Annotated in this window: 21 protein-coding genes; 16 read left to right on the top strand and 5 right to left on the bottom strand. The window is 62.3% G+C overall.

The window, feature by feature from the left end:
- Positions 1-36 precede the first annotated feature (36 nt).
- The 5 genes from HNQ39_RS20960 (at position 37) to HNQ39_RS20940 (ending at position 6,053) form a co-directional block, all read left to right on the top strand.
- Positions 37-357 carry a hypothetical protein gene (locus tag HNQ39_RS20960; RefSeq protein WP_184201419.1) on the top strand — a complete coding sequence of 107 codons (321 nt, stop codon included), beginning with the start codon at positions 37-39 and terminating at the stop codon, positions 355-357.
- A 331-nt stretch (positions 358-688) separates the two neighbouring features.
- Complete coding sequence (locus HNQ39_RS20955; RefSeq protein ID WP_184201416.1) at positions 689-2,467, top strand: L-fucose isomerase; 1,779 nt, start codon at positions 689-691, stop codon at positions 2,465-2,467.
- 79 nt (positions 2,468-2,546) lie between these two features.
- On the top strand, positions 2,547-3,665 hold the full coding sequence (locus HNQ39_RS20950) for an ankyrin repeat domain-containing protein (protein ID WP_184201413.1): 1,119 nt from the start codon (positions 2,547-2,549) through the stop codon (positions 3,663-3,665).
- A 177-nt stretch (positions 3,666-3,842) separates the two neighbouring features.
- Entirely contained in the window at positions 3,843-4,586 is a 744-nt protein-coding gene (locus HNQ39_RS20945) for a hypothetical protein (RefSeq protein WP_184201410.1), read from the top strand.
- 3 nt (positions 4,587-4,589) lie between these two features.
- On the top strand, positions 4,590-6,053 hold the full coding sequence (locus HNQ39_RS20940) for an alpha-glucosidase/alpha-galactosidase (RefSeq protein ID WP_221290196.1): 1,464 nt from the start codon (positions 4,590-4,592) through the stop codon (positions 6,051-6,053).
- Here the strand turns inward: HNQ39_RS20940 and HNQ39_RS20935 are convergent.
- The gene (locus HNQ39_RS20935) at positions 6,050-7,657 is read right to left on the bottom strand and encodes a YifB family Mg chelatase-like AAA ATPase (protein ID WP_184201407.1); all 1,608 of its coding nucleotides are present in this window, start codon (positions 7,655-7,657) and stop codon (positions 6,050-6,052) included. The two genes, HNQ39_RS20940 and HNQ39_RS20935, sit on opposite strands and share 4 nt — an antisense overlap.
- Before the next feature lie 48 nt (positions 7,658-7,705).
- On the opposite strand from HNQ39_RS20935, the gene HNQ39_RS20930 reads away from it, so the two are divergent.
- The 3 genes from HNQ39_RS20930 (at position 7,706) to HNQ39_RS20920 (ending at position 10,357) form a co-directional block, all read left to right on the top strand.
- Entirely contained in the window at positions 7,706-8,317 is a 612-nt protein-coding gene (locus tag HNQ39_RS20930) for a hypothetical protein (RefSeq protein ID WP_184201404.1), read from the top strand.
- A gap of 206 nt (positions 8,318-8,523) precedes the next feature.
- Positions 8,524-9,024 carry an RNA polymerase sigma factor gene (locus tag HNQ39_RS20925; RefSeq protein ID WP_184201401.1) on the top strand — a complete coding sequence of 167 codons (501 nt, stop codon included), beginning with the start codon at positions 8,524-8,526 and terminating at the stop codon, positions 9,022-9,024.
- Complete coding sequence (locus HNQ39_RS20920) at positions 9,017-10,357, top strand: hypothetical protein (protein WP_184201398.1); 1,341 nt, start codon at positions 9,017-9,019, stop codon at positions 10,355-10,357. Before HNQ39_RS20925 ends, HNQ39_RS20920 begins: the two co-directional genes overlap by 8 nt.
- Positions 10,358-10,898: 541 nt before the next feature.
- Here HNQ39_RS20920 and HNQ39_RS20915 read toward each other — a convergent pair.
- On the bottom strand, positions 10,899-11,300 hold the full coding sequence (locus HNQ39_RS20915; protein ID WP_184201395.1) for a hypothetical protein: 402 nt from the start codon (positions 11,298-11,300) through the stop codon (positions 10,899-10,901).
- A gap of 132 nt (positions 11,301-11,432) precedes the next feature.
- Here HNQ39_RS20915 and HNQ39_RS20910 point away from each other — a divergent pair, with 132 nt between their 5' ends.
- Positions 11,433-13,499, top strand: a complete 2,067-nt coding sequence (locus tag HNQ39_RS20910) for a S9 family peptidase (protein ID WP_184201392.1) — start codon at positions 11,433-11,435, stop codon at positions 13,497-13,499.
- Here the strand turns inward: HNQ39_RS20910 and HNQ39_RS20905 are convergent.
- The 3 genes from HNQ39_RS20905 to HNQ39_RS20895 all read right to left on the bottom strand — a co-directional run bounded on the left by HNQ39_RS20905 (position 13,482) and on the right by HNQ39_RS20895 (position 17,175).
- A complete protein-coding gene (locus tag HNQ39_RS20905; RefSeq protein WP_184201389.1) occupies positions 13,482-14,774 on the bottom strand; it encodes a glycosyltransferase family 4 protein in 1,293 nt (430 codons plus the stop codon). The two genes, HNQ39_RS20910 and HNQ39_RS20905, sit on opposite strands and share 18 nt — an antisense overlap.
- Positions 14,775-15,058: 284 nt before the next feature.
- Positions 15,059-16,093, bottom strand: a complete 1,035-nt coding sequence (locus HNQ39_RS20900) for an SDR family NAD(P)-dependent oxidoreductase (RefSeq protein ID WP_184201386.1) — start codon at positions 16,091-16,093, stop codon at positions 15,059-15,061.
- Positions 16,090-17,175 carry a glycosyltransferase family 4 protein gene (locus tag HNQ39_RS20895; protein ID WP_184201382.1) on the bottom strand — a complete coding sequence of 362 codons (1,086 nt, stop codon included), beginning with the start codon at positions 17,173-17,175 and terminating at the stop codon, positions 16,090-16,092. Before HNQ39_RS20895 ends, HNQ39_RS20900 begins: the two co-directional genes overlap by 4 nt.
- Positions 17,176-17,306: 131 nt before the next feature.
- Between HNQ39_RS20895 and HNQ39_RS20890 the strand changes: the two genes are divergently transcribed.
- The 7 genes from HNQ39_RS20890 to HNQ39_RS20860 all read left to right on the top strand — a co-directional run bounded on the left by HNQ39_RS20890 (position 17,307) and on the right by HNQ39_RS20860 (position 23,551).
- A complete protein-coding gene (locus tag HNQ39_RS20890; RefSeq protein ID WP_184201379.1) occupies positions 17,307-18,407 on the top strand; it encodes a hypothetical protein in 1,101 nt (366 codons plus the stop codon).
- A 95-nt stretch (positions 18,408-18,502) separates the two neighbouring features.
- A complete protein-coding gene (locus HNQ39_RS20885) occupies positions 18,503-18,886 on the top strand; it encodes a VOC family protein (RefSeq protein ID WP_184201376.1) in 384 nt (127 codons plus the stop codon).
- Entirely contained in the window at positions 18,879-19,358 is a 480-nt protein-coding gene (locus HNQ39_RS20880) for a DinB family protein (RefSeq protein WP_184201373.1), read from the top strand. The genes HNQ39_RS20885 and HNQ39_RS20880 overlap by 8 nt, the downstream gene beginning before the upstream one ends.
- Positions 19,359-19,397: 39 nt before the next feature.
- The gene (locus HNQ39_RS20875; protein ID WP_184201370.1) at positions 19,398-20,402 is read left to right on the top strand and encodes an NAD-dependent epimerase/dehydratase family protein; all 1,005 of its coding nucleotides are present in this window, start codon (positions 19,398-19,400) and stop codon (positions 20,400-20,402) included.
- A 103-nt stretch (positions 20,403-20,505) separates the two neighbouring features.
- Positions 20,506-21,495: a dihydrodipicolinate synthase family protein gene (locus tag HNQ39_RS20870; protein WP_221290192.1), complete on the top strand. Its 990-nt coding sequence runs from the start codon at positions 20,506-20,508 to the stop codon at positions 21,493-21,495.
- Between the two features lie 9 nt (positions 21,496-21,504).
- Complete coding sequence (locus HNQ39_RS20865; RefSeq protein WP_184201364.1) at positions 21,505-22,332, top strand: hypothetical protein; 828 nt, start codon at positions 21,505-21,507, stop codon at positions 22,330-22,332.
- 10 nt (positions 22,333-22,342) lie between these two features.
- Complete coding sequence (locus HNQ39_RS20860) at positions 22,343-23,551, top strand: glycoside hydrolase family 88 protein (RefSeq protein WP_221290189.1); 1,209 nt, start codon at positions 22,343-22,345, stop codon at positions 23,549-23,551.
- The last annotated feature ends 10 nt before the right edge of the window (positions 23,552-23,561 follow it).

Genomic DNA, 23,561 nt, shown 5'->3' with positions numbered 1-23,561 from the left:
GAGAGCTTCTCTCAACCACTTGAGAGGATCAAAATAATGCCTGAAGAGCTTCAAACAAAACAACTACGCGACGATGCCGCGCGCATCATCACTGTCTGGCGCGGTAACCCCGACCTCAAGGTCAAGAACCTAACACTCGCCGAGCTAGAAGCCGACGATACCGCGCTTGCCGCCGACGAGGCCGAGCTAAGCGCCCTCCGCGACCAGCTCACCACCGTTCTCAACCGGCGCAACGACAGGCGCAAGACGCTTCGTAAGAAAGTGGTCGCTGGTCGGGCGGGGATCAAGGGCTACTTCGGCTCCGACTCCAGCGAGTACGAGCGCGCCGGAGGCACCCGAGACTCCGAGCGCAAGTAGCGCTCACGGACTGAACCCACCCGCCTCGAACCCACCCGTCTCTCCGTTCGTTCCTCACTCCGAGGCACCCTCCCTTGCCGCAAGGGAGGGTGGATGCGAGCAGTGCGAGTAGCCGGGTGGGTTCTAAGATATGACATTGAGCATCTGTGTTTTTATGTCTTCACGGACACCAGCTGGGATGAGATTCGAGCCGATGCGGATGCCTTCGTTTCGATTCTGGGAGGCGAGGAGAATCCCAAGACGGTGACACTCATTCCCTGGCCCAAATACGCCTGGTTTCCCAGTGACGAAGCGGATGCGCTCAGAGGAATCGAATAGGTACAATACTCCCATGAAGAAGAATGCACCGGTGAACCGCCTGAACGGTTCCCTTCCCAAAGTTGGGATTCGTCCCACCATCGACGGCCGCTACGGCGGGGTTCGTGAGAGCCTGGAAGACCAGACCATGGGCATGGCGCAGCGCACGGCGGAGCTAATTGTCGCCAATATCAAGCACGCGTGTGGCCTGCCCGTTGAGGTGGTGATCGCCGACACGTGTATCGGGGGGGCGGCGGAGGCGGCGGCGTGTGGTGAGAAGTTTGCGCGCGAGGGGGTTGGCGTCGTGCTGACCGTGACCCCGTGCTGGTGCTACGGCGCCGAGACCATGAGCCTGGATGCGAGCATTCCGACAGCGGTCTGGGGCTTCAATGGCACCGAGCGGCCCGGCGCGGTCTATCTTGCGGCGGTGCTGGCAGGGCACACGCAGAAGGGGATTCCGGCGTTTGGCATCTACGGCCACGAAGTCCAAGACAGCGACGACACGAGCATCCCCGCCGATGTCTCCGAGAAGATCCTGCGCTTTGTCAAGGCGGGCCTCGCGGTGGCGTCGATGAAGAACACCAGCTATCTCGCAATGGGCGGTGTCTCCATGGGGATCGCGGGCTCGATCGTGGACTGCGACTTCTTCGAGAGCTTCCTGGGAATGCGCCCTGAGTTTGTGGACATGACCGAGTTCGTGCGCCGCATCGACAAGGGGATCTTTGACCACGACGAGTTCGAGCGGGCGCTTGCCTGGGTGAAGACCCACTGCCCTGAGGGCGCGGACACCAACCCGCCCCACAAGCAGCGCACCCGCGAGCAGAAGGACGCGGACTGGGCGACCAGTATCAAGCTGGCGCTCATCACCCGCGACCTCATGGTGGGCAACCCGAAGCTGGCAGAGCTGGGCTATATCGAGGAGTCGCGGGGGCACAATGCCAGTGTCGGCGGGTTCCAGGGCCAGCGCCAGTGGACCGACCACTTCCCCAATGGGGACTTCCATGAAGCGATCCTTAACACGAGCTTCGACTGGAACGGCATCCGCCAGCCCTACATCGTCGCCACCGAGAACGATGCCATGAACGGCGCGTCGATGCTCTGGGGCCATCTCTTAACCCAGGGTGAGGCGCAGCTCTTCGCCGATGTGCGCACCTACTGGTCCCCCGACGCCGTCCAGCGCGTCTCCGGGCACACGCTCACGGGCAAGGCGGCAGGCGGGCTGCTGCACCTCATCAACTCCGGCCCGGCGGCGCTGGACTGGACCGGCCACGGCCTCAAGCCCTGGTACGAGATCGAGGACGACGAGGCCAAGCAGGCGCTGGCCGCAACTAAGTGGTGCGCATCGGTGGTGGAGTACTTCCCCGGCGGGGGCTGGAGCACGGACTTCACGACCCTGGGCGATATCCCCTGCACGATGTTCCGCCTGAACCTGGTGCGCGGCCTCGGCCCGGTGCTCCAGATCGCCGAAGGCTGGACGGTCTCCCTCCCCGACACGGTCCACGACATCCTCGATGCCCGCACGAACCCGACCTGGCCGACCACCTGGTTTGCCCCGAACCTGACCGGAGTCGGGCCGTTTGTGGATGTCTACTCCGTGATGAACGCCTGGGGGGCCAACCACGGCGCGATCTCCCGTGGGCATATCGGGGCCGATCTCATCACCCTGGCGTCGATGCTCCGTATCCCCGTGGACATGCACAATGTGTCGGATGCCAGCGTCTTCCGTCCCTCGTCGTGGACCCGCTTCGGTGCCCTAGAGCCCCAATCCGCCGACTACCGCGCCTGCGCCACCTACGGCCCGCTCTATCGGTAGGAGTAGGAACCGTAAAAAACGCCCCGTGCCCCGCACGGGGCGTTTCCGTTTTTGAGACAGCACGTGGAGTGCGTGGCGCATGGGGAGTACATTTCATAATTTCCACGTTCGCACCACCGAGGTCGCGTGGGTTCGCGGGGCGATAGAGGCGACCGCCAGTATCGCGTGGGTCTCGGCGGAACCCCAGAACGGCTGGGTCTCGGTCTATCCCTATCGCTGCGAGGCAAGAGTCATCGCCGAGCAGACACGGCTCCCCGTGCTGTATCTCAGCGAGTACGACGGTGACATTGCCCAGTACGAGCTCTTTGAGAACGGCCTGCTGGTCGATACGTTCGATTCCGCACCCGATTATTGGGTGGGCTCCGACAGCGGCTCTGATGATCCTATTCGCTACAAAACACTCGAAGAGCTGGCTGCCCTGGCGGGGAATCCCGATGCGCTTCTGCCGTACTGCCTCCCCGGAACCCGGCGCGAGGATATCGTCACCGCGCTGGGGAAGACAAAACGAGACTGCTGGATTGCCACAGGCGAGGCGACAGGCAAGCCCTTTGACGAGGAAGCATTTCTCGCCGGACAAAAGAAACGTGAGCCGCGCTTGGCGTATCTGTTTCAAAGGGTTGCAGAGCTAGAAGCGGAGTTTGCCACTCCCATTCCTCCAAGTCCCGTCCCACCGAAACCGTACCTCGATCAACTTGACTCCACCCTCATCCTCGGAGAACTGGAGGGACTTTTGGGGCTAAATGGGCGTTTGCTCTACAGTGGGACGGAGCGCCAGGTCTGGGAGGAGGGGTTTTCACTTGAGTTTATCGGGGAGAACTTGTTGACCCAAGCGGAGAAAAATAACTTCTTGCACCAGTCGATCCCCAATATGTGCGTGGTGCCTCACTTAGGGCGACCACTGGAGCGCCACCTCGATGCGAAGCTAGCGGCGATGCGACTGTGGCTGTCTCTGGGGGCAAGTCCCAATGAGGACGATGCGCGGGGTGACCCCTTTTCCATACCGCTCTTGATGGAGGCAGTACGCGGGAACTGTCCCGAGGCCGTCGAAATCCTCCTGGATGCGGGAGCCAGCCCCCATGTCTCCTACACCACTAAGGTTTACCAAAAGGGCTACGTGACTCTTACGCCCGTAGCCCTCGCCGAGCAAGTCGAACGCAAGGACGAGATTCTGGCGTTGCTTGCTCGGTTTGGTGCTTGAGGTAAAATTGCTTCAGATATTGCCTGTTGAGTTTGTCTTGGAAGGACCACCTGTTTCTTACCAGAGCCACAATCGGGAGAGACTTCGAGAGTGGCAAGAACGGGTTCAGGCAGCCGCTCGGGAAGTTTGGCAGGGGGAGCCGGTTTCCATTCCCGTACAGGTAACAATTGTGTGTTTTTGGGAGACGATCCTGTACGGCTTGATGGTGACAATCTGATGAAATCGGTGTTACTAATCAGCTACGACGACACTCTCGCCGAGCTGGCGCGGGAGCTTGCCGCTGAGGGGTTTTCCGTGCAGTGTCGCCCTTCCATCGCAGAGCTTCCTGCATTTATCGCCACTTCAACACGTATTGATTTGATTGCCCGACGTCCTGACAAATGCGTTGTTGTTGCACTGCGCACCCATGCCGAATTTTCGCGAGATCGTGAGCTTATTGAGCTTGCAAAAAGAATCGATGCCGAACAAGGATGGCAGCTTCAGCTTGTGGTCTACGATGCGGTAATGTCAGAAAAGTTCGAGAATCCTGAGCCGCCTCATTGGACAATCGAGGAGATTCAGAAGCGCTGGATGCAATTGAAACATCGACAGGGCCAGCCGTGCAGTGAGCAGGAAGTTGCCGACGTACTCCAGCTTGCGGAAGCTATTCTCTGCACCCTCGATCCGACACTGCGTGAAGGGAGTGCCTCGTGGCGATTGCGACAGTCATTTACAGACGGCTGGCTCTCCCAAGAACAGCTGGGGGTCATTTTGCGTGCCCTTGAGGAGCGACGTGGAATTCTCGATCTCACGAAGCTGCTCGGTTGGAGAGAGCTTCTCTCTGCACTGGAGCCGCTCGTACAAAGCGTTATCGCTGCCAATGCATCTACATCGCCAGTAGCTGCACTTGCAGGGAAACCTCTCGTTGCTGCCGAACCCTAGTTCATGGCTGAAGAGAAGAAGGCGGGCCACGCTGCCCACACGCAAGACGCGCAGGAGCGGGGCCTCCCCGGGACGATGCTGCGTCCGATTAAAGTGACAATGATGGGGGCGGGCTCCGGCTTCACCCCACGACTGACAAGCGATATCCTCAACATTCCCGGCAACCAGGGTGGGACGATTGCGCTGGTGGATACCGACGAGAGCCGGCTCAAGACCATGGTCGCCCTGCTGACCCGCTTGGTGCACGAGAAGGGGCTCGCGCAGAAGTGGATGATTATTGGCTCCACCAACCGCCGTGAGATGCTCCCTGGCTCGGACTACCTGACCAACTGTATCGAGGTGAGCGGCCTGGGCTGTGTCCGCCACGACAACGATATCCCCGCCAAGTACGGGGTCAACCAGTGCATCGGGGATACGATTGGACCGGGTGGGCTCTTCAAGTCCCTCCGGACGATCCCTGTCTGGCTGGACGTGCTGCGGGATGCCGAGGAGCTGTGCCCCGACGTGATCGTGCTCAACTACACCAACCCCATGAGCATGATGTGCCTTGCGGCCGCACGGGTCTCGACTCTGCCCATTGTCGGGCTGTGCCACTCGGTGCAGGGGACGAGCCACCTGCTGGCGGGCTACGCGGGAGTGCCCTACGCGGAGATGGACTGGGAGTGCGCGGGCATCAACCACCTGGCCTGGTTCACCCGGCTCAACCACCACGGCAAGAGCCTCTACGACACCGTGCTCTATGAGAAGTTCCGTCAGGAGCTGGAGCTGACGGTCGCGGAGGGCCTGCCCGACAACCCGGAGAACCTGGTCTATGGCCCCAAGGACCTGCCCAGCCACCATAAAGATGTCGTCCGAAAAGACATGTGTGTCCACTTTGGTGCCTTTATCACCGAGTCGTCGGGGCACCTCTCGGAGTACCTGCCCTACTACCGTAAGCGCAAGGACCTGCTCCATAAGTACTCGCGGTTCGGCTACGACGGTGGCACGAGCTTCTACGCCGACAACTGGCCGACCTGGCGCGCCAACGCCGACTCCGAGCGGGAGGCGATGGTCCGCGGCGAGAAACCCGTGGGCTGGGAGCGCTCCTGGGAGTACGCGAGCTGGATTATCGAGGCCCGTGAGAAAGACACCCCGTTTCGCATCCATGGCAATGTCCCCAACACCGGCGGGCTGATCGAGAACCTCCCACACGATGGCATTGTCGAGGTCTCGTGCATGGTCGACCGCAACGGGATCAACCCGACCCGCTACGGCAAGCTCCCCAGCCAGATGGCCGGCGTCTGCCAGATGAACATGGCCATGTACGAGCTCGGGGCGCAAGCGGCGATCGAGAAGAGCATTGAGAAAGCGATCCATGCGCTCTATCTCGACCCGCTCACCATGGCTTGCTGCTCACCCGCCGAGATTAAGGCCATGGCGCTGGAGATGTTCGAGGCCGAGAAGGACTTCCTCCCCGGCTTTCACTAGCGCCAGAACTTACGGTCCAGTGTCCGGTACTGCACCGCCTCGGCGATATGGGCAACCCCAATGGTCTCCGAGGCGGCAAGGTCGGCGATGGTGCGGGCAACTTTCAGGATGCGGTCGTAGGCGCGCGCCGACAGCTGCATCGCGGTAATCGCCGAGCTTAAAAGAGATTTTGCCTCAGGCTCCATCGTGCAGTGGCGCTGGAGCTGGCGCGAGGACATGTGGGCGTTGCAGAACGTGCTGGGGGAAGGTGACGCAGTGGCCAGCGGGACTTTTTCTCCCGGGAGCTCATGGCCGTCCAAGACCGTGTGAAGCTCACGCAGAAATCGTCGCCGCTGTAGCTCTCGTGCCCGCTCCACACGCCCCCGAATTGCAGTGGAGCTCTCGCCCGCGGGTGGGGCGGTGAGCTCGTCGTGGTGGAGGCGTGGGACTTCCAGGTGGATATCGATTCTGTCGAGCAGTGGTCCCGAGACCCGCGCGAGGTACTTGGCGACCGCCTGTTGAGAGCAGGAGCACGCCCGAACCGGATCGCCGTAGAAGCCACAAGGGCAGGGGTTCATGGCCGCCACCAGGGTGAAGCGCGCGGGGTAGGTCAGCGATGCGGCGGCCCGGGCGATGGTCACGTGGCCGTCTTCGAGTGGCTGGCGCATCACCTCAAGCACATCGCGGTTGAACTCGGGGAGCTCATCGAGAAAGAGAACCCCGAAGTGTGCCAGGGAGACCTCACCGGGACGAGGGATCGAGCCGCCCCCCGTGAGTCCCGCGTTGGAGATCGTGTGGTGCGGCGAGCGAAACGGGCGCTCCGTGACCAGGGCCGCGCCGCTGGCAAGGTGCCCCGAGACCGAGTAGAGCTTCGTGACCTCCAGCGCCTCCTCGACCGAGAGCGTCGGCAGGATGGTCGGGAGCCGTCGCGCCAGCATGGTCTTTCCCGCGCCCGGAGAGCCGATCAGCAGGAGATTGTGCCCGCCCGCCGCCGCGACCTCCAGCGCCCGCTTGACCTGCGCTTGGCCCTTGACATCGGAGAAGTCCACATCGCTGCTGCCCCGGTGCGCCAGGATCTTCTGCGGGTCCTCCCGCACGGGAACAAAGAACTCGGGCTCGTTGAGGATCTCCAGCACCTGGGCCAGCGATGTCACCCCATACACATCGACCTCGCCCACAATCGCAGCCTCACGGGTGTTGGCCTCGGGGACAATCAGCCGCCGCCGTCCGCTCTGCCGTGCCCAGAGCGCCAGGGGGAGAATCCCCGAGACCGGGCGCACCGCACCATCGAGGCCCAGCTCCCCGATAAAGACGGTCTCGGCAAGCTGCTCCGGGGCGAGCTGCTCGGTGGCGACTAGCAGGCCGACAGCGATAGGAAGGTCGAAGGCGGGCCCGGCTTTTCGGATATCGGCGGGGGCGAGGTTAACGATGATGCGTTTCTCGTAGGGGAAGCGCAGGCCGCTGTTGCGAATCGCCGCCCGGACGCGCTCTCGGCTCTCCTGCACCGCCGCATCGGGGAGCCCCACGATCGTAAAGCTCGGAACGGTCCCTGAGACATTGACCTCTGCCCGGACGCCGTAGGCGTCCACCCCAAAAATCGCTGCGGATTCTACCACTGCTAACATTTTCTCTGTCACCTTTTTGTCGGATTTGCGTCTGTAGAACGGGTGAACATGGCTGAATCTGACAAAACCGAGAAACTTTTTTTTGACGCTCCTACAAAGGGGCTGATTCTTCTAGCAGGCGGCTTCGCGGTGCTGGTAGTGGGGCTGAGTGTCCGGGCGTGGCTCTCGCTCCCCAAGTCTCCCCGGCGGGTCGCGGTAACAACTCGACCTCGCCCCACGCCAACCCCCATCCCCGAGGACGCCTTACTCCTCTTTGAGGACCGTGACCTTCGGCGGGTCAGCTGGCAGCTTAGCCACGCAAGTCCCGACTCCACCGAGCTCTTAGCGCCATCGGGGGCGATCTTTGAGCAGAAGCTCCTGAACCTGAGCGAGGGCCTCAGCCCCCGTACGATCTTGGAGCGCCTCGACGAGCGCCTCTCTGGCTGGGGGCAGGAGTACCAGCGGGTTCGGCTGGAGAGTGTCGAGCGCGGCGGGCTGAAGATGACCCGGCTGGAGTACGCGCTCAACCTGCCCGGAAAGCCCACCCAGCGCACGGTGGTGGTCGCGGGGCGGGTTCGTCTTAACGGAGAGAAACGGGTGGTGTCCTGGACCCTGGCGGCCCCGGAGCTCACCTTTGAGCGCGACCGGGATGTCCTCGACAGGGCAGGGATCAAGCTGTAGGGCAGGCCGGGGATTGAAATCCCCGGCAGCAAATTAGGAGCGTCCCGAGGACGCGCTGGGTGCCTAGCGCTTCCCGCGCCCACGGGGCGCTCCTTGCCTTCTGCCGGGGATTTCAATCCCCGGCCTGCGTGGTTTGATAGGGCGCGGAAATTATTTGGGTGTGTCTCCCAACAAAACCCGCCCCGTCTGCGACTCTAACAGTGAGAATGCGCACCAATAGCTCCCACCGTCGCCTCACCCACCTCTATGATACGCACAGCGAGCGGGTCTATCGCTTCTGCCTGCGCCTCTGCGGAGGCTGCCAGGAAGATGCGGAAGACCTCACGCAGGAGGTATTTCTCGCTGCACTGGAGAGCCTTCCCCGGTTTGCGGGGCGCTCGACCCACCAGACCTGGCTCTTCCGTATCGCCGTGTTTCGCTCCCGTGCCCTTCGCCAGCGCCGCGAGCGTCTTCCCCTTGCGCCACTCACCGACCTTCCGCTTGTCGGGAGTGAGTCTCAGATACTCGTTCGTCTGACACTTGCGAGCGCTCTCGTGTGTCTGAGTGAGGCGCAGCGTGAGGCGTTCTTGCTGGTCAAGGCGGAGGGGCTTACCCATAAAGAGGCGGCCAAGGTTCTACAGTTGCCTATCGGGACTGTCCAGAGCCAAGTCTATGAGGCGGTCGGAAAACTACGGACCATTCTCTCTGAGGAGGCTTTTCATGGATAATTCTGAGCTGGAGCAGCAGGCCCAGCAGCTCTACGCCGATGCAAAACCCGCCCCGGCACTCCGTGACCGCACGCTAAAGGCTCTGCCACCACCGAGTGGCCGACCACCCTATCGGCTCCTCTTGGCACTCGCTGGGACGGCGGCAGTTGTCGGGATCGTGGCGGGCATTGTCTTGGTGCCGCATCCTGCCTCGGCGCTGGCTCCTGTGGAAAAGGCTCTGCGAAGAGTCAATACCGCGTCATGGGACAGCACGCTACGGGCCTGGGACGAGAAAAAAGACACACAGAGGATGGTCTCGCACCATACCCTTCGGATCAATCCTCCCGCAATCCGCATCGAGACAACGGTAGATAGTGCAGGGGTGAACGAGGGAGTCTTTGTCTGGACCCCGGAGGGCTCTTGGTGCTACGACTCCAAGCAGGATGCCTATCTGATCTTCGAGGGCTCGACGAGTGCAGCCCCCGCCGAGGTCTTGCGTATGCGGAAGGCAAACCAAAAGAGAATCCTCGACCCGGTCACGAACACCCAAGGACTCACCTGGACCCGGCAACCGCGTGTCCGACAGGGCAGGCCGACCTTGCAGTTCTCCGCTCAGAGTCATCGAAGCATCTCGCTCTATACGGGCAAGGGGGGCACGGTTCGTCGTAACGACACGGTCTTTCTCTGGGCCGACCCGAAAACCCACTTGCTGATCCGTGAAGAGCGAGAGTACCACTGGTGGAAGACAGGGATGCTGCAGGTCTCCGCCAACTTTCGCTACGACCAGCCCATTCCGCCGGGGACCTTCGCGCCGCGTCCGCCCGCAGGAGCCCGCTGTTTTGTGAGCGCCGATCTTAGTAAGGCTCCCACTTCCCTTCCTGAGTCCGAGCTGCCCGCCCTGCGGGCAGCAATTGCCCGCATTGAGAGAGCCTGGGCACAGCGAGATTCCGCGGCGCTGGCGGCGGAGTTTGACTTTGCCTACCTGCCCACCCTCTACGCCAATCCTGGTAGCTCCTACTCCCTGCACCCGTTTGCGGAGCAGCAAAAGAGCTACTGGCAGAAGCGCCTGCAAGCGCTCTCCAAGAGGTTCCCCACGACCGATATCCAGCACTGGGAGCTTACCTCCGCCAAGCGAGTCGGGGCGCTCTCGACCTCTGCCGCGCCGCTACTCTACCGTCCCGTTGGGGAGCCGGAGTGGATCAAGGCCGAGGTCGAGGCACGTACCGCAGGCGGAATGCACGTCCATCGGCTCTTTTTCCGCACCCTCCCCGACGGGACGCCACGCCTCTTTTTTGTACAGCTCGCCGAGGTTCAGGAAGGTTTCCCCGACCCACCAGGGGTGTTTGGAAAATGACGCGTGCCGGGGGCTAAAGTCCCCGGCAGCAGGTTGGGAGCGTCCCGTGGGCGCGGAGAACTCAGCGTTTCGCGCGTCCTCGGGACGCTCCCTTAACCGTAGGCGGGTAATTTACTGCCCGACGCTTATTCCCATCCGCGAATGATCTTCTGACACATCATCCACGACAAGCTCAAAAGGTATGGGAGTTCGAAGCGCACCCGTCCAACCTTGCTCTCGTGCCTGACGCACATAGCCAGCGAGCTCACGAGGAGTGATGGAGTGGAGACGGTACTCAGGCGGAGGATCACAGTAGCCACAAGGGCAAAAATGGTATTCCTTTAAACCGGGCCAGAGGATCTTGAGGGGCTGGGAGCGCTTACGTTCGCCACGCCAGAGGGTATACGCCTGCTGGCACCAGTAGTGTTGCATCGGTGGATAAATCTCAGGCGTTACCAAGCCAACATAAAGCTCTCCGTCAAAGACAAACCGACGGAGGGGGAGTCGTGCTTTTGTCTTCTTGACAACCGGGCGACGGGGAATCTGGTGGCGTTTTGGGGTCTTATCGGGCATGATCGTCTACGACCCAGTCAAACGGGGCATGAGTGCGAAGCTCACCTGTCCAACCTGCCTGACGCGCTTGACGAACACAGACTACGAGCTCACGAGGAAGGATGTCACGGTGTGGGAGCGCAATTTCGGGCGGAATCTTATCCATATCGCAGAGCCAATAATCATAGCGTGGCATCGTCCAGATAATCCGTAGTGGCTGGTTGGCCTTATTGTCGCCTCGCCAGAGTAGAAAGGCTTGGTGGTAGCGATAGTTGCCCAGAGCAATTGCGGACACAACGCCAACATAGGGCTCGCCATCGAAGACAAAACGACGAAGAAACCGAGGGGTTCTTCGCACCTTCAACACGGGGCGGCGGGCGGACTTAAAGCGCTTCGGCGATCTATCAGGCATGGCTGATAACAGTATCGGCTGTGCGGCCCCAAGCGCTCAAGGGACGATACGCTGTGTTTTCCCGCGCCCCCGGGGCGCTCCCTAATCTGTGCCGGGGATTTCAATCCCCGAGCACCCCCGGTATAATATCCCATGCGAGCTTCTCTTCTCTTCGCCGCAGCCCTCGTGTGCGCGGCACCCGCCTTTGCTCAGACAAAGGTCTTCACCTTCGACGAGGCCCTCGGGGGGGCGGGGGTGAGCCTCTCGGCGACTCCGCAGGGGGCGGTGACCTGGGCGAGCGGGAGTGTCTACAAGCTCTCCAAAGACGGAGTGGACCGCTATATCGACGCCCGAACCGGCAAGGAAGTGCCAAAACCCAAGGACAGTACCGTGGAGGACACCTCTCGGGTAACAGTAGCAGGCCGGCGCGGGCGACGGGCCGTGGGGACAGGGCTGACCAGCCCCGATGGGCGCTACACGGCTTTTGTCAAGAACAACAACCTCTATGTCAAGGATAGCCAGGGCGGCGACGACAAGCAGCTCACCAAGGACGGCTCCGCGACCATCTTAAACGGCATCTTGGACTGGGTCTACGACGAAGAGGTCTACGGGCGGGGGAGTCGCTACGCCATTCGCTGGAGCCCCGATAGCAAGCATGTCGCCTTCCTGCGCCTCGATGAGTCCGGGGTGAAGAAGTACCGGATTCAGGACCACACCAAGCGCCAGCAAGACGCCACCGAGGACTGGGACTACCCGCTCCCCGGCGATCCCAACCCGACCGCAAAGCTAGGAATCGTCTCGGTGGACGGCGGCGAGCCGGTCTTTGTGGACACGCGCCCCTTTGTCGCTGAGGACCTGCTGATCGTCCGCTTTGCCTTCACCCCCGATGGCAAGCGCCTCTACTACCAGCTCCAGAACCGAATCCAGAGCCAGCTCGAGCTCCGTAGCGCCGATGCCCTCACCGGCAACGACTCCCGCACGCTGATCTCCGAGAAAAGCGCCCAGTGGATCGATGTCACCGACGATCCCACGTGGCTCGCCGATGGCACCTTCCTCTGGACCAGCGACCGCGATGGCTTCCGGCACCTCTACCGCTACAAGCAAGACGGGACGCTGGTCGCGCAGGTCACCAAGGGCGCGTATGACATGAAGGGAGTCACGCGACTCGATGAGGCCAAGGGGCTGGTGTACTTCCAAGGCAATGGGGTCGATGTCTCCGGGAGCCACCTCTACCGAGCGCCGCTCGATGGAAAGACCCCGCCGCAGTGCCTGACTCAGGGTATGGGGACCCACGCGGTCAGCTTCTCCCCAACCGAGGAGTTCTACTTCGATACCTACTCGACCGCCGAGAATCCCGGTATGGTGCGCCTCTGCGACGGCAAGACAGGGGCGGTTCTCAAGACGGTGATCAAGTACGACCCCCCGACCGCGGGTGCGCAGTACCGGCTCGGGACGGGCAAGTTTGTGACGATCAAGGCGCGCGATGGCTATGTCCTGGAGGGCACCCTGCTCCTGCCGCCCGGCTACGATCCCAAGAAGCGCTACCCGGTCTACATGCCGGTCTACGCCGGACCGAGTGCCCCAACGGCGCGCAATAGCTACGGAAGTGTCAATGGGAGTGTTCGCGACCAGTTCCTCGCCCAAAACGGGATCATTGTCTTCAAGTGCGACAACCGGACCGCCAACCCGCGCGGCACCGCGGCGCAGAAGTGCAGCTACAAGCAGTTTGGTGTACGCGAGCTGCAAGATATCGAGGACGCGCTGACCTACCTGGTGGACCAGGGCTATGCCGACAAGGACAGGCTCTCCATCGAGGGCTGGAGCTTTGGGGGCTTTATGACCGCCTACGCCCTAACCCACTCGAAGATGTTCAAGTGCGGGATCGCGGGCGCACCGCCCACCGACTGGGCTCTCTACGACACGATCTACACCGAGCGCTACATGTCCACCCCACAGCTCAACCCCGATGGCTACCGCGCCGCCTCGTGTCTGGAGGGCGCGGCCAACTGCCACGGAAAACTGCTGCTGGTGCACGGGATGATGGACGACAATGTCCACCTACAGAACTCGGTGCAGCTGATCTACCAGCTCCAGAAGGCCGGGAAGGACTTTGAGATGATGTACTATCCGTCGCCCACCAGCCGCCATGGGATTGGAGACTTTGCCCAGAGCCGCCACTCCCGCCGCCTGATGCTGAGCTTCCTACTGAAAAATCTGTAGCTCCCCCAGCGCAAACAGCACCACCACAACCGCTGCCCAGCCCGCATAGATAAGCTGTCGGGGTGGGGTAGCGGTTTTTTGTGCCGCCGCCTGCCAATGGTCAAGGACGCGCCGGTAGAGCTGCTCACTGGCACGGGCCGAGTGCGCGATGGTAAAGGTTTGTTGCGCATGGGCACGTCCCTTAGCGGCAAGCTCTGCGGCCTCAGCGGGGCTATCAAGAAGCCGCTGGAGGCTCTGGGCGAGTGCATCGACATCGCCGCAGGGAACCAGGAGCCCCGTCTGGCCGTGGGTGATAATCTCCCGAACCCCGCCGCCGTCGGTTGCGATCACCGGAAGCCCGGCCAGCATTCCCTCAACAACGACCTGTCCAAAGGGCTCCGGTGTCGTACTGGCATGGACCAGGATATCGAGCTGGAGTAGCTGCTGTGGGATATCGGGCTGGAAGCCCAAGAACGAGACATGGCTCTCAATCCCGAGCTCACCGACAAGGTGCTTCAGCCGCTCGAGCTCTTCGTCCTCCCCGAAAAGCGGGGCACCAATGATCCGAAAGTGTGCTTGTGTGCCGCGGCTCAGGAGCTGTGCTGCGGCGCGAATCAGAATCTCTTGCCCCTTCCACGACGCGATCCTCCCGACTAGTCCCACCTGTGGGCGCTCGTTTTGAGCACGTGGCTCTTGACAGCACGCGCAAAACTCGGGCGTGAAGCCACTATAGACGACCTCCGAGGGCTTCGTCGAGGGCAGCTGAAGGGTCTCCAGTGTCGCGTGGGAGTTGGCCACGACGCAGACGGGAAGCCACTGGGCAAACAGGCGAACTAGGGCCGTCGCCGGCTTCGGGAGATAGCTCGACTCGATCCGATCGCGGACATGCCAGATCACAGGGAGGCGTGCCTGCAGCCCTGCCAGTGCGCCGTAGAAGTCGGACTTCAGGGAGTTGGTATAGATTAGTTCGATCGAGTTTTGCCGGGCAAACGTGGCAACCGTCTGCGCATAGTGCCAGAACAGAGGGACATTGCCGAGTGCTTTTACCCAGCCTTTATAGGTTAGCTCGTCTTTCCGGACCTGATGAATCTTCTCCGTGAGTAAGACAACATGAGTCTCAATCCGCTGGGCACGAAGACGGGCGACCAGCGGTCCTTCTTCTGCCAAAACGACGACGGGCTCGACGAGTGATCGATCTAAGTTACTGATAAGCCGGAGTAGTGCGATCTCTCCGCCACTTAGTTGTGCTGTATGATCCAGATACAGGACACGTACGGGCTTTTTCTTGGTTTTCATAGCCTGTCCCATGATAACTTTTTATTTAGTTAGTTTAATTTAGTATGTATGATGCATTTTGATAGTGACATGGAACTGGATCTGATGGACGAGTATCTATACAGAATGTTTACTGGTGTGTAAAAATACACACTCTCAAAACTGTTTTTGAGGTCAAGATAGAGTGTTGTTCTATTTGCTGAGGCCTACTTTGGGGGCTTATATGAAGAGGGGAGACAAAAAAATAACAGTAGCTGAGACGACTCAGCTACTGTTACGGCGCGATAATTAAAGAGTGGGAGGCGCTATCCGAGCACTTTTTCCAGGAGGGCGCGGTTGGGGTGGGTCCAGCTCCAGAGCCGCCCGACACCTTCTTTCGGGCCGACCTTGGGGCTCCAGCCGAGCTCTTCACGGACTCGGGTGCAGTCGGCGATAAACACTTTTTGGTCGCCGGGGCGCCACTGTGCCTCGGCGGGGCGGATGGGATGGCCCGCGAGCTCTTCGAGGTAGCTCAGGAGCTCACGCAGGGACATCGTGTTGGCGAGGCCACCGCCCGCGTTGTAGACCTTCCCCGCGGCGACATCGATCTTGGCGATCGCGGCCTGGTAGAGGTCGATGAGATCGTCCACCCAGAGCACATCACGCACCTGCTTGCCATCGCCGTAGAGCGTGATGGGCTTGCCCAGGATAGTTGCGATCGTGAACCAGGCGACCCAGCCTTGGTCCTCGATCCCGAACTGGTGGGTGCCGTAGATACAGCTCTGGCGGAAGACCACGGTCTTGAGGCCGTAGATGCGGGCGTAGTCCCGGACATACTGGTCGCCGGTGCCCTTGGAGCAGCCGTAGGGGGAGTGGAAGTCTAGCGGGGTCTCCTCGACCATCCCCTCGGGGATATCGCGGTAGGCATAGCGGCCGTCTTTTTCGATAATGACGATCTGCTCCATCCCGCCGTAGACCTTGTTGGTCGACGAGTAGAGAAAGGCGGCGGTGGGGCAGTGCTGGCGGGTGGCCTCCAGGAGGTTGAAGGTCCCGAGCGCGTTGGCCTCAAAGTCCATGCGGGGGTTGGTCACCGAGGTTGTCACCGCGACTTGGCCGGCAAGGTGGAGCACCACGTCTGCGTCCGTGTGCGCGGCGAAGACCCGCATCATGTCGTTTTCATTGCGGATATCGCCAAAGACAAACGTGAACTTGCCCGGAAGCTGGCGAAGCTCATCGAGGTTCTCCGCGTTGCCGCGCCGGGAGAGGTTGTCGATTCCCACCACCTCGGCACCCTGTGCGAGAAACCGTCGCGCCGCATGGCCACCGATAAATCCGGCGACTCCTGTAATAATTACCTTCATCGTGTCACTTTCTCATACACCGCCTGTGTCTGGCTCCCGCAGCGCTCCCAGGTGAAGCGTGCGGCCTGCGCGACCGCTTGAACCCGCAGGGCTTCCAGGCGGGAAGTGTCCTTCAGGAGCGAGTCGACCGCAGCGGCCAGGGCAGCATGATCATGGGGGCCGACTGTCACCCCCGCACTCCCGACCACTTCCGGGAGCGAGGCGACATTACTGGTGACCGCGGGGGTCCCGCAGGCCATGGCTTCCAGAGGCGGCCAGCCAAATCCTTCCCAAATTGAAGGAAAAACAAACAAGTCCGCCGCGCGGTAGTGTGCCGCCAGCCGGGCATCGTCGTAGATCTTCCCCGCTTGGATCAGCCGCGAGCGCACTCCCAGGCTATCCACCAGCGCCTCTTCGTCGTCGTAGAACGGCGCTCCCACCCGGAGCAAGTAGGTATTGGGATCGAGGGCGTGCAGTAGCTTCACCAGCGCGGGATTGTTTTTATAGCGCCCCGTGGTTCCGACATGCATCAGCACCCGGGCATCGGCAGGAATCTTGTACTCCGCGAGCACCCCAGTGCGCTCCTGCTCCCGGGTCTGACCATTCGGCGGGGTGGCGGTGAAGCGCGGGTTGACCCCGTAGTAGACCACGTGGATCTTCTCGGCGGGGATCTTGGTGTACTCCAGCAGGTTCGCCTTGGTAGACTCCGAGATCGCCAGCACGGCGCGGGCGCGCTCGAGATTCGCGATTATCTTGGGGAAGTTACGGCGGGCGTTGGGGGTGACCGGGATATCGATCTTGCCCCGGCTGGCCAGAAGGGGGATGATGTCGTGGCAGGTGATCAGGGTGCGCTCGGGCGTGAGCGAGTCGATCAAGTGCGCGTGGCTATGGTCTAAGATGTGGAACAGATCGCCCTTTGCCTGCTTGGCGACAAGCGGATAGCGCACCAGCCGCCCCAGCCGCTCCGCAGTCTGCACCCCCAGGTTGCCCGGTAGTAGCTTGGCGATGGGCTCGACATGGTGACAGGTGAGGGACTCATACTGCCAGCCAGGGGTGTTGAGGTTGAGGAGGGCTTGTGTCAGCTCTTGCGCATAGCGCTTCATGCTGACCGAGTGGTATTCCACCAGATTGGGGACCAGAACGGCTTTCAAAGCAGGGGTAGGATACCAGATATTAACTTTTCCGGCAAGCAAGCCGGAATCGGAGTGCGGGGGAAATACGGTAAAGTAGCACCATGACTACACCGAGTACCCCCCGGCTCAATGCCCATGTCCACCTTCCCCCCAACTTCTCCGCCTTTGCCAGTGTCGCGCAGGCGGTGGCTCTTGCCGAGGCGGAGGGCCTCTCCGTGCTGGGTGCAAGCAACTACTACGACTGGAGTGTCTACGCCGAGTTTGCACGCCTGGCGGGCGAGAAGGGGATCACGCCCCTCTTTGGCCTGGAGGTGATCTGCCTCGTCCCGCAGCTGCAGGCGGCGGGCGTGAAGATCAACGACCCTGGCAACCCGGGCAAGTTCTATCTCTGTGGGAAGGGAATCACGCAGCTTGCGCCGCTCTCTTCCAAGGCAGAGGCGCTACTCTCGGTGATTCGCACCAGCGACTCGGAGCGCATGGCGGCGATGGTGGACCGACTGGCCGAGCTCTTGGAGGTCCCGCTAGACGCGACTCAGATTCGCGAGGCGATCGCGGCGCGGCACGGCTGCCCCGTGGAGACAGTCTTTCTCCAGGAGCGCCATGTCGCCCAGGCGTTTGAGGCGGCGCTCCAGGGCCGCGACGGTGCCTTGGACCAGAATGCGATCCGCTCGCAGCTCATGAAGGCAGGCAAGCCGGGCTATGTCCCCGAGACCTTTGTGGGCTTTGACCATGCCTACCAGCTCATCCTCGCGCTAGGGGGAATCCCGACCTACCCGACCCTCGCCGATGGAGCCAGCCCGATCTGTCCGTTTGAGGAGCTGGACTGCCTGATCCCGGAGCTTGTCGCCCGGGGGATCTATGCGGCGGAGCTCATTCCCACCCGCAACTCGCCCGAGGTGCTGCGCCGCTATGTCACAGCGCTCCGCGGCGCGGGGATTGTGGTCACGGCGGGGACCGAGCACAACACCCCCGAGCTCTCCCCGCTGGTTCCCACCTGCTTGAACGGGGTTCCCATCCCCGACGACCTAGAGGCGATCTTCCTCGAGGGAGTTGCGGTGATTGTCGCCCACCAGCACCGGAGCACGCAGGGCAAGCCCGGCTACGTCCTCGCCGATGGCATGCTGTGCCCTGGCTACGCCACCCCCGCCGAGCGGATCGCGGCGTTTGCGAGCGAGGGCCGGGCACTGCTGGGCCTCGGCTAAAACGAATCCTAAAAAATTCCATTGACAAATTTCGCGTCTTGTGTAAACTTGTGTTTGCTAGAGGCGATACACTACTGTCAAAGGAGGAAGAGACCATGTCTCGTGTGATTCATTTTGAGCTCCCGGCGGAGAACCCGGAGCGGGCGATGGCGTTTTACAGCCAGGTATTTGGCTGGCAGTTTCAGAAATGGGAAGGTCCGATGGACTACTGGCTGGTAACCACCGGCCCAGCGGAGGCATTTGGAATCAACGGAGGGCTAGCCGCCCAGCAGCCGGAGATGCCAAAGGCCCCGATTAATGTGATCGACGTGGTGGCAATCGACGATGCCATTGCGGCGGTCAAGGCGGCCGGGGGCACCATTACGATGGAGAAGCACGAGATCCCCGGTGTGGGCTGGCTGGCCTACTTCACCGACACGGAGGGGATTGTCTCGGGGCTGATGCAGCCGCTCCAAGGCCAGGAGGCCACCGGTGCTTGAGCACTATTCGACGGGGCTGGAGCTGGCCTATTTTGAGCTCGGGGAGGCGTTCAAGGGGCTCGCCGATGCCCATGTCTGGAAGCGGCCTGCAGAGGGGATTCTCTCGGTGGGGGAGCTGGCGGGGCATATCGCCAACGGGGAGGCCAGTCGGTTTGCCGGCGAGGGCGTGCTGACCAGCCCGCTGATCGACCCGCGCTTCTGGTACTACCCGCGCACCCTGGCGACACCGCCCTCGGAGGAGCAGCGCGCGCTGACCGCCGCGGAGGTCTACGCGGAGCTGGTTCGGGTTCATACGGAGGCAGTGGAGCACCTCAAGGCACGCAACCTGGACCTGGCGAGTGCGGCTCCCGAAAACTCGCCGGGACGAACCTACGCCGAGGTCCTTGGGTACATGGTCTTCCATGTGGCCTATCACACAGGGCAGATCTACACGGTCCGGCACCTCCTGGGCGAGGAGACCCCCGACAACTGAGCCAAGGAAAATGCCGCTGCGGTGGTGAATCGTGGCGGCATGACTATAGACGAACTTGAGGAGCGCCTGTCAGAGCCGACGCCGGCGGTGGTGGCGGCGCTGGATGCCCTCGACGGTGACTTTCTGATTCTTGGGGCGGCGGGGAAGATGGGGCCGACCCTGGCACGAATGGCCAAGCGTGCGGTGGGCAAGAAGCGCCGCGTGATCGCCGTGAGCCGCTTCTCCGACCCCGCCACACGCGCCGCGCTTGAGCTAGCTGAGGTGGAGACTATCGGCGCGGACCTGCTGGATGTCGATGCCCTGCTCGCGCTCCCCGATGTGGAGAACATTGTCTTCATGGCGGGGATGAAGTTCGGCGCAACCGGCAACGAGCCCCTGACCTGGGCGATGAATAGCTTCCTGCCCGGTCTGGTCTGCCAGCGCTTCACCACGAGCCGGATCGCCGCGTTCTCGACCGGCAATGTCTATCCCCTGACCCCGCTCCACCAGGGTGGCAGTGTCGAGGCCGACGCGCCGGGGCCGGTGGGGGAGTACGCCCAGAGTTGCCTGGGCCGCGAGCGGATTTTTGAGTACTTTGCCAATACCTACGAGACCCCGGTCTCCCTCCTACGCCTCAACTACGCGGTCGAGCTGCGCTACGGTGTCCTGTGCGATCTCGCCCGCAAGGTCTGGGAGGGGACTCCGATCTCCGTGGCGATGGCCGCCGTCAATGTGGTCTGGCAGGGCGATGCTAATGCGTGGGCGCTCCAGAGCCTCGCCCACGCATCATCGCCTGCGGCCATCTTCAACCTCGCTGGCCCGGAGCAGCTCTCCGTGCGCCGGCTTGCCACCCAGCTCGGGAAGCTCCTCGGGAAAGAGCCGCACTTCGAGGGAGAGGAAGCGCCGCTGGCCCTGCTCTCCAACGGCCAGAAAGCCCACCGCGTCTTTGGCTACCCGACCGTCCCTATCGAGCAGGTTCTCGAGTGGACCGCGGCGTGGATCAAGAACGGCGGCCCCACTCTAGGCAAGCCCACGAAATTCGAGGTGCGCGATGGAAAGTTTTGAGAACCCCCTAGCCCCCGCCGAGCGGGGGGACAAAGCAGAATCTAATTCCTTTTCTCCCCCCCGCCCGGCGGGGGCAGGGGGGGGAAGAAAGGCCGGGGAGCTCTTGCGTGGCCTCGCCATTCCCGCACAGCCGCTGGCGCTGACCGCAAACCGCAAGCTCGACGAGCGTCGGCAGCGGGCGCTGACACGCTACTACCTGGCGGCGGGAGCCGGGGGGCTTGCGGTCGGGGTGCATACGACGCAGTTCGCGATCCGAGACCCAAAGGTGGGGCTATTTGAGCCCGTCCTTGCCCTCGCCAAAGAAGAAATGGACCGGGCGGGGCGTGAAGTCACTCGGATCGGTGGGGTCTGTGGCGAGACCAAGCAAGCTGTCGCTGAGGCGAGCCTGCTCAAGTCGCTGGGCTACGATGCGGGGCTGCTCTCGCTGGCGGCGCTCAAAAACGCCGATGACGAGACGCTTCTCTCGCATTGCCGCGCGGTGGGGGAGGTCATCCCACTTGTCGGCTTCTATCTCCAGCCCGCGGTCGGCGGGCGCGTCTTGCCCTACGCCTTCTGGCGGCGCTTCTTTGAGATCGAGAGCGTGGTCGCCGTGAAGATCGCGCCCTTCAACCGCTACCAGACCCTCGATGTGGTGCGCGCCCTGGTGGCGACCGGCCGCGACGATGTCGCGCTTTACACGGGCAACGACGATGCGATTGTGGCGGACTTGGTGACGCCCTACTTCGGTCGCCGGATTGTCGGGGGGCTCCTCGGGCACTGGGCCTGCTGGACAAAAAATGCGGTCGCGCTTCTGAAAACCTGCCAAGCGGTCACGGATACTGTCCCCGCCGCCCTTCTCGAGACCGGGATCGCCGAGACCGATCGGAACGCCGCGATCTTCGATGCCGCCCACGGCTTCCACGGTTGCATCGCGGGGATTCACTATGTCTTGCAGCAGCAGGGCTTGCTGGAGGGCACCTGGTGCCTTGATGAAAACGAGGGGCTCTCGCCCGGTCAGCGCGAGGAAATAGACCGGGTCCGCGCCGCCTACCCGCACCTCGCCCAGCCCGACGATGACTTTATCGCGGAACACCTCGACACCTGGTTGCGGTAGAGTGTTGGTATGACGCTGGAAGAAGCACGTACGCTCCGCGAGGCCGCAGGGCAGCCGACCGAGTGGCCGCAAGGGATCACTCCACCGCTCTCGCGGCTGGCTCTGACCCGGATCGTGGTAACGGAGTGCCAGGAGCAGAGGCTGCGGGTAAGCGACTGGAATATCATCCTCTTTGATCCCAAAGTCGCCGAAGAAGACACGGACTACAGCTACGGTGACGGGATCGAGGCGGCGGTTAGTGGGATCTGGGAGCTACTCCAGCTCCATGAGCCGAGCCAGTTTCCCACGACGCTACGCCTGGGGCAGCTGATCGCACAGGTAGAGGAGACGTTTCTGGAGCACTGGCGCCTCATGGCGGCGGTCAGCATCACCGACGAGCAGGTGTTCGACATGCTCGGGCGGGCGGTGGGCCAGACGCTCACCGGCGATGAAGCTATCGCGGAGCTGATTCCCGAGGCCCAGCTGGCGGGGTTCTGGGAGAAGCTCCCGGAGCCGTGGGGCACGCTCTGGCCGGCGGTCGCGATGAAGACGGTCTGGTGGCCCCTCTCGGAGCGGACGTGGGCGGGGCTGGGAATCTGGGCCGTACTGACCTACGTACTCTGGAAGAATATCGATGTGACGATTGGCTCGCGGGTGATCCTCAGTGCCATCGTGGTCTGGCTGTGCTGGACATTTGTTGTCGAGCAGCCGGTCAAGCCGGTCTGGCCCGAAGAGCTGGCCACGGTACGCGATGTCGCCCACGCCATGCTCGCCGAGCACCGGGAGCTCCTCGCCCACTGGGAAATGCTGGAGCGTGACTGGGGAGTAAACCGGTTTTTGGAGGCGCAAATCGGGTAAACTGGGGAGCGTGAACGCAACCCTTGAGAGCGCCTTTGCCTTTGCACAGGCCCAGGTGAGAGCCCTGATCGCGGCGTATCCCGCCGACTACTACCCGATGTACACCGTCCATGGCAAGTTTGGCCAGGACACGAAGCGCTGGACGCACTGGTGCGACGGCTTCTACCCGGGCATGATGTTCCTCTTTGCCGAGGCCACGGGCGAGAGCTTCTGGCTCGACGAAGCCGTGAAGCGCAGCACGCCGCTAGAGCCGCGCCAGTACGACCGCGCGGTCCACGACCTGGGCTTTCTCTTCTTCTCCACGCACCTGCGCTGGCTGGAGCTCGGTGGCCCCGAGGCGCATATCAACGCGCTCCTCGACCAAGCCGGCAAGACCATGGCGATGCGCTTCATGGAGAAGGGCCAGTACCTGCGCAGCTTTGTCGAGCCCGCGAGCCTGTTTATCGACATCATGATGAATGTCGGGACGATCTTCCAGGCCGGCCTTCGCCTCTCCGACGAGCACCTCCTGGCTGTGGCGCACCGCCACTGCGAGACCACGCGCCGGACGATTGTCCGCGGCGATGGCTCGACTAGCCACGAGGCGCTCTTTGACCTGACCTCCGGCGAGTGCCTGCGCCAGAGCACCCACCAAGGCTGGCGCGGCGACTCCTGCTGGGCGCGTGGCCTGGCGTGGTCGCTCTACGGCTTCACCCGCACCTACCAGCAGACAGGCCGCGCGCTCTACCTGCAGACCGCCATGGCCAACGCGGACTACCTCCTGACTCAGCTCCCCGGCGGCGGTGTCACGACCTGGGACTTCGACGCCCCCAACCAGGACATAGACTCGTCGGGGAGCGCCATCGCCGCCTCGGGCCTTCTCGACCTCGCTGCCGTCTGCCCCGATCCCGTGAAGGGGGCCGCCTACCGCGCCTGGGCGATTCGTAGCCTGGAGCTCTGCTGCGAGCAGTATCTCGGGGATAAGACACCGGGCTTTGAGGGAATTCTCAACGGCTCGATCTACCACATCCACAAGAACATTGGTGTCCACGAAGCGTGTCTCTTCAGCGAGTACTTCTTTGTCGAGGCCCTCTGGAAAGCCATCCGGCCCAGCGCGAAACCCATACCCGCTGTCGTCACCCCGTACCCTGAGGACTCGCTCCCGGCGCAGTTCAAGACCTGGGTGGATGGCCCCACCGAGGAAGATGTCGCCTCGCCGGTGGATGGAGCTACGAAATAGTAAATGGGAA

Source organism: Armatimonas rosea (assembly GCF_014202505.1).
GTDB classification, from domain to species: domain Bacteria; phylum Armatimonadota; class Armatimonadia; order Armatimonadales; family Armatimonadaceae; genus Armatimonas; species Armatimonas rosea.
This window is presented reverse-complemented; position numbering and strand designations above follow the sequence as displayed.

What these genes read in the sequence shown, in the direction of transcription:
- HNQ39_RS20895 (WP_184201382.1), bottom strand. Translation starts at nt 17,175, where the DNA reads ATGAAGCGCTATGCGCAAGAGCTGACACAAGCCCTCCTCAACCTCAAC.
- HNQ39_RS20910 (WP_184201392.1), top strand. Translation starts at nt 11,433, where the DNA reads ATGCGAGCTTCTCTTCTCTTCGCCGCAGCCCTCGTGTGCGCGGCACCC.
- HNQ39_RS20940 (WP_221290196.1), top strand. Translation starts at nt 4,590, where the DNA reads ATGGCTGAAGAGAAGAAGGCGGGCCACGCTGCCCACACGCAAGACGCG.
- HNQ39_RS20890 (WP_184201379.1), top strand. Translation starts at nt 17,307, where the DNA reads ATGACTACACCGAGTACCCCCCGGCTCAATGCCCATGTCCACCTTCCC.
- HNQ39_RS20925 (WP_184201401.1), top strand. Translation starts at nt 8,524, where the DNA reads ATGCGCACCAATAGCTCCCACCGTCGCCTCACCCACCTCTATGATACG.
- HNQ39_RS20950 (WP_184201413.1), top strand. Translation starts at nt 2,547, where the DNA reads ATGGGGAGTACATTTCATAATTTCCACGTTCGCACCACCGAGGTCGCG.
- HNQ39_RS20930 (WP_184201404.1), top strand. Translation starts at nt 7,706, where the DNA reads ATGGCTGAATCTGACAAAACCGAGAAACTTTTTTTTGACGCTCCTACA.
- HNQ39_RS20915 (WP_184201395.1), bottom strand. Translation starts at nt 11,300, where the DNA reads ATGCCTGATAGATCGCCGAAGCGCTTTAAGTCCGCCCGCCGCCCCGTG.
- HNQ39_RS20920 (WP_184201398.1), top strand. Translation starts at nt 9,017, where the DNA reads ATGGATAATTCTGAGCTGGAGCAGCAGGCCCAGCAGCTCTACGCCGAT.
- HNQ39_RS20900 (WP_184201386.1), bottom strand. Translation starts at nt 16,093, where the DNA reads ATGAAGGTAATTATTACAGGAGTCGCCGGATTTATCGGTGGCCATGCG.
- HNQ39_RS20955 (WP_184201416.1), top strand. Translation starts at nt 689, where the DNA reads ATGAAGAAGAATGCACCGGTGAACCGCCTGAACGGTTCCCTTCCCAAA.
- HNQ39_RS20960 (WP_184201419.1), top strand. Translation starts at nt 37, where the DNA reads ATGCCTGAAGAGCTTCAAACAAAACAACTACGCGACGATGCCGCGCGC.
- HNQ39_RS20885 (WP_184201376.1), top strand. Translation starts at nt 18,503, where the DNA reads ATGTCTCGTGTGATTCATTTTGAGCTCCCGGCGGAGAACCCGGAGCGG.
- HNQ39_RS20865 (WP_184201364.1), top strand. Translation starts at nt 21,505, where the DNA reads ATGACGCTGGAAGAAGCACGTACGCTCCGCGAGGCCGCAGGGCAGCCG.
- HNQ39_RS20935 (WP_184201407.1), bottom strand. Translation starts at nt 7,657, where the DNA reads ATGTTAGCAGTGGTAGAATCCGCAGCGATTTTTGGGGTGGACGCCTAC.
- HNQ39_RS20905 (WP_184201389.1), bottom strand. Translation starts at nt 14,774, where the DNA reads ATGAAAACCAAGAAAAAGCCCGTACGTGTCCTGTATCTGGATCATACA.
- HNQ39_RS20875 (WP_184201370.1), top strand. Translation starts at nt 19,398, where the DNA reads ATGACTATAGACGAACTTGAGGAGCGCCTGTCAGAGCCGACGCCGGCG.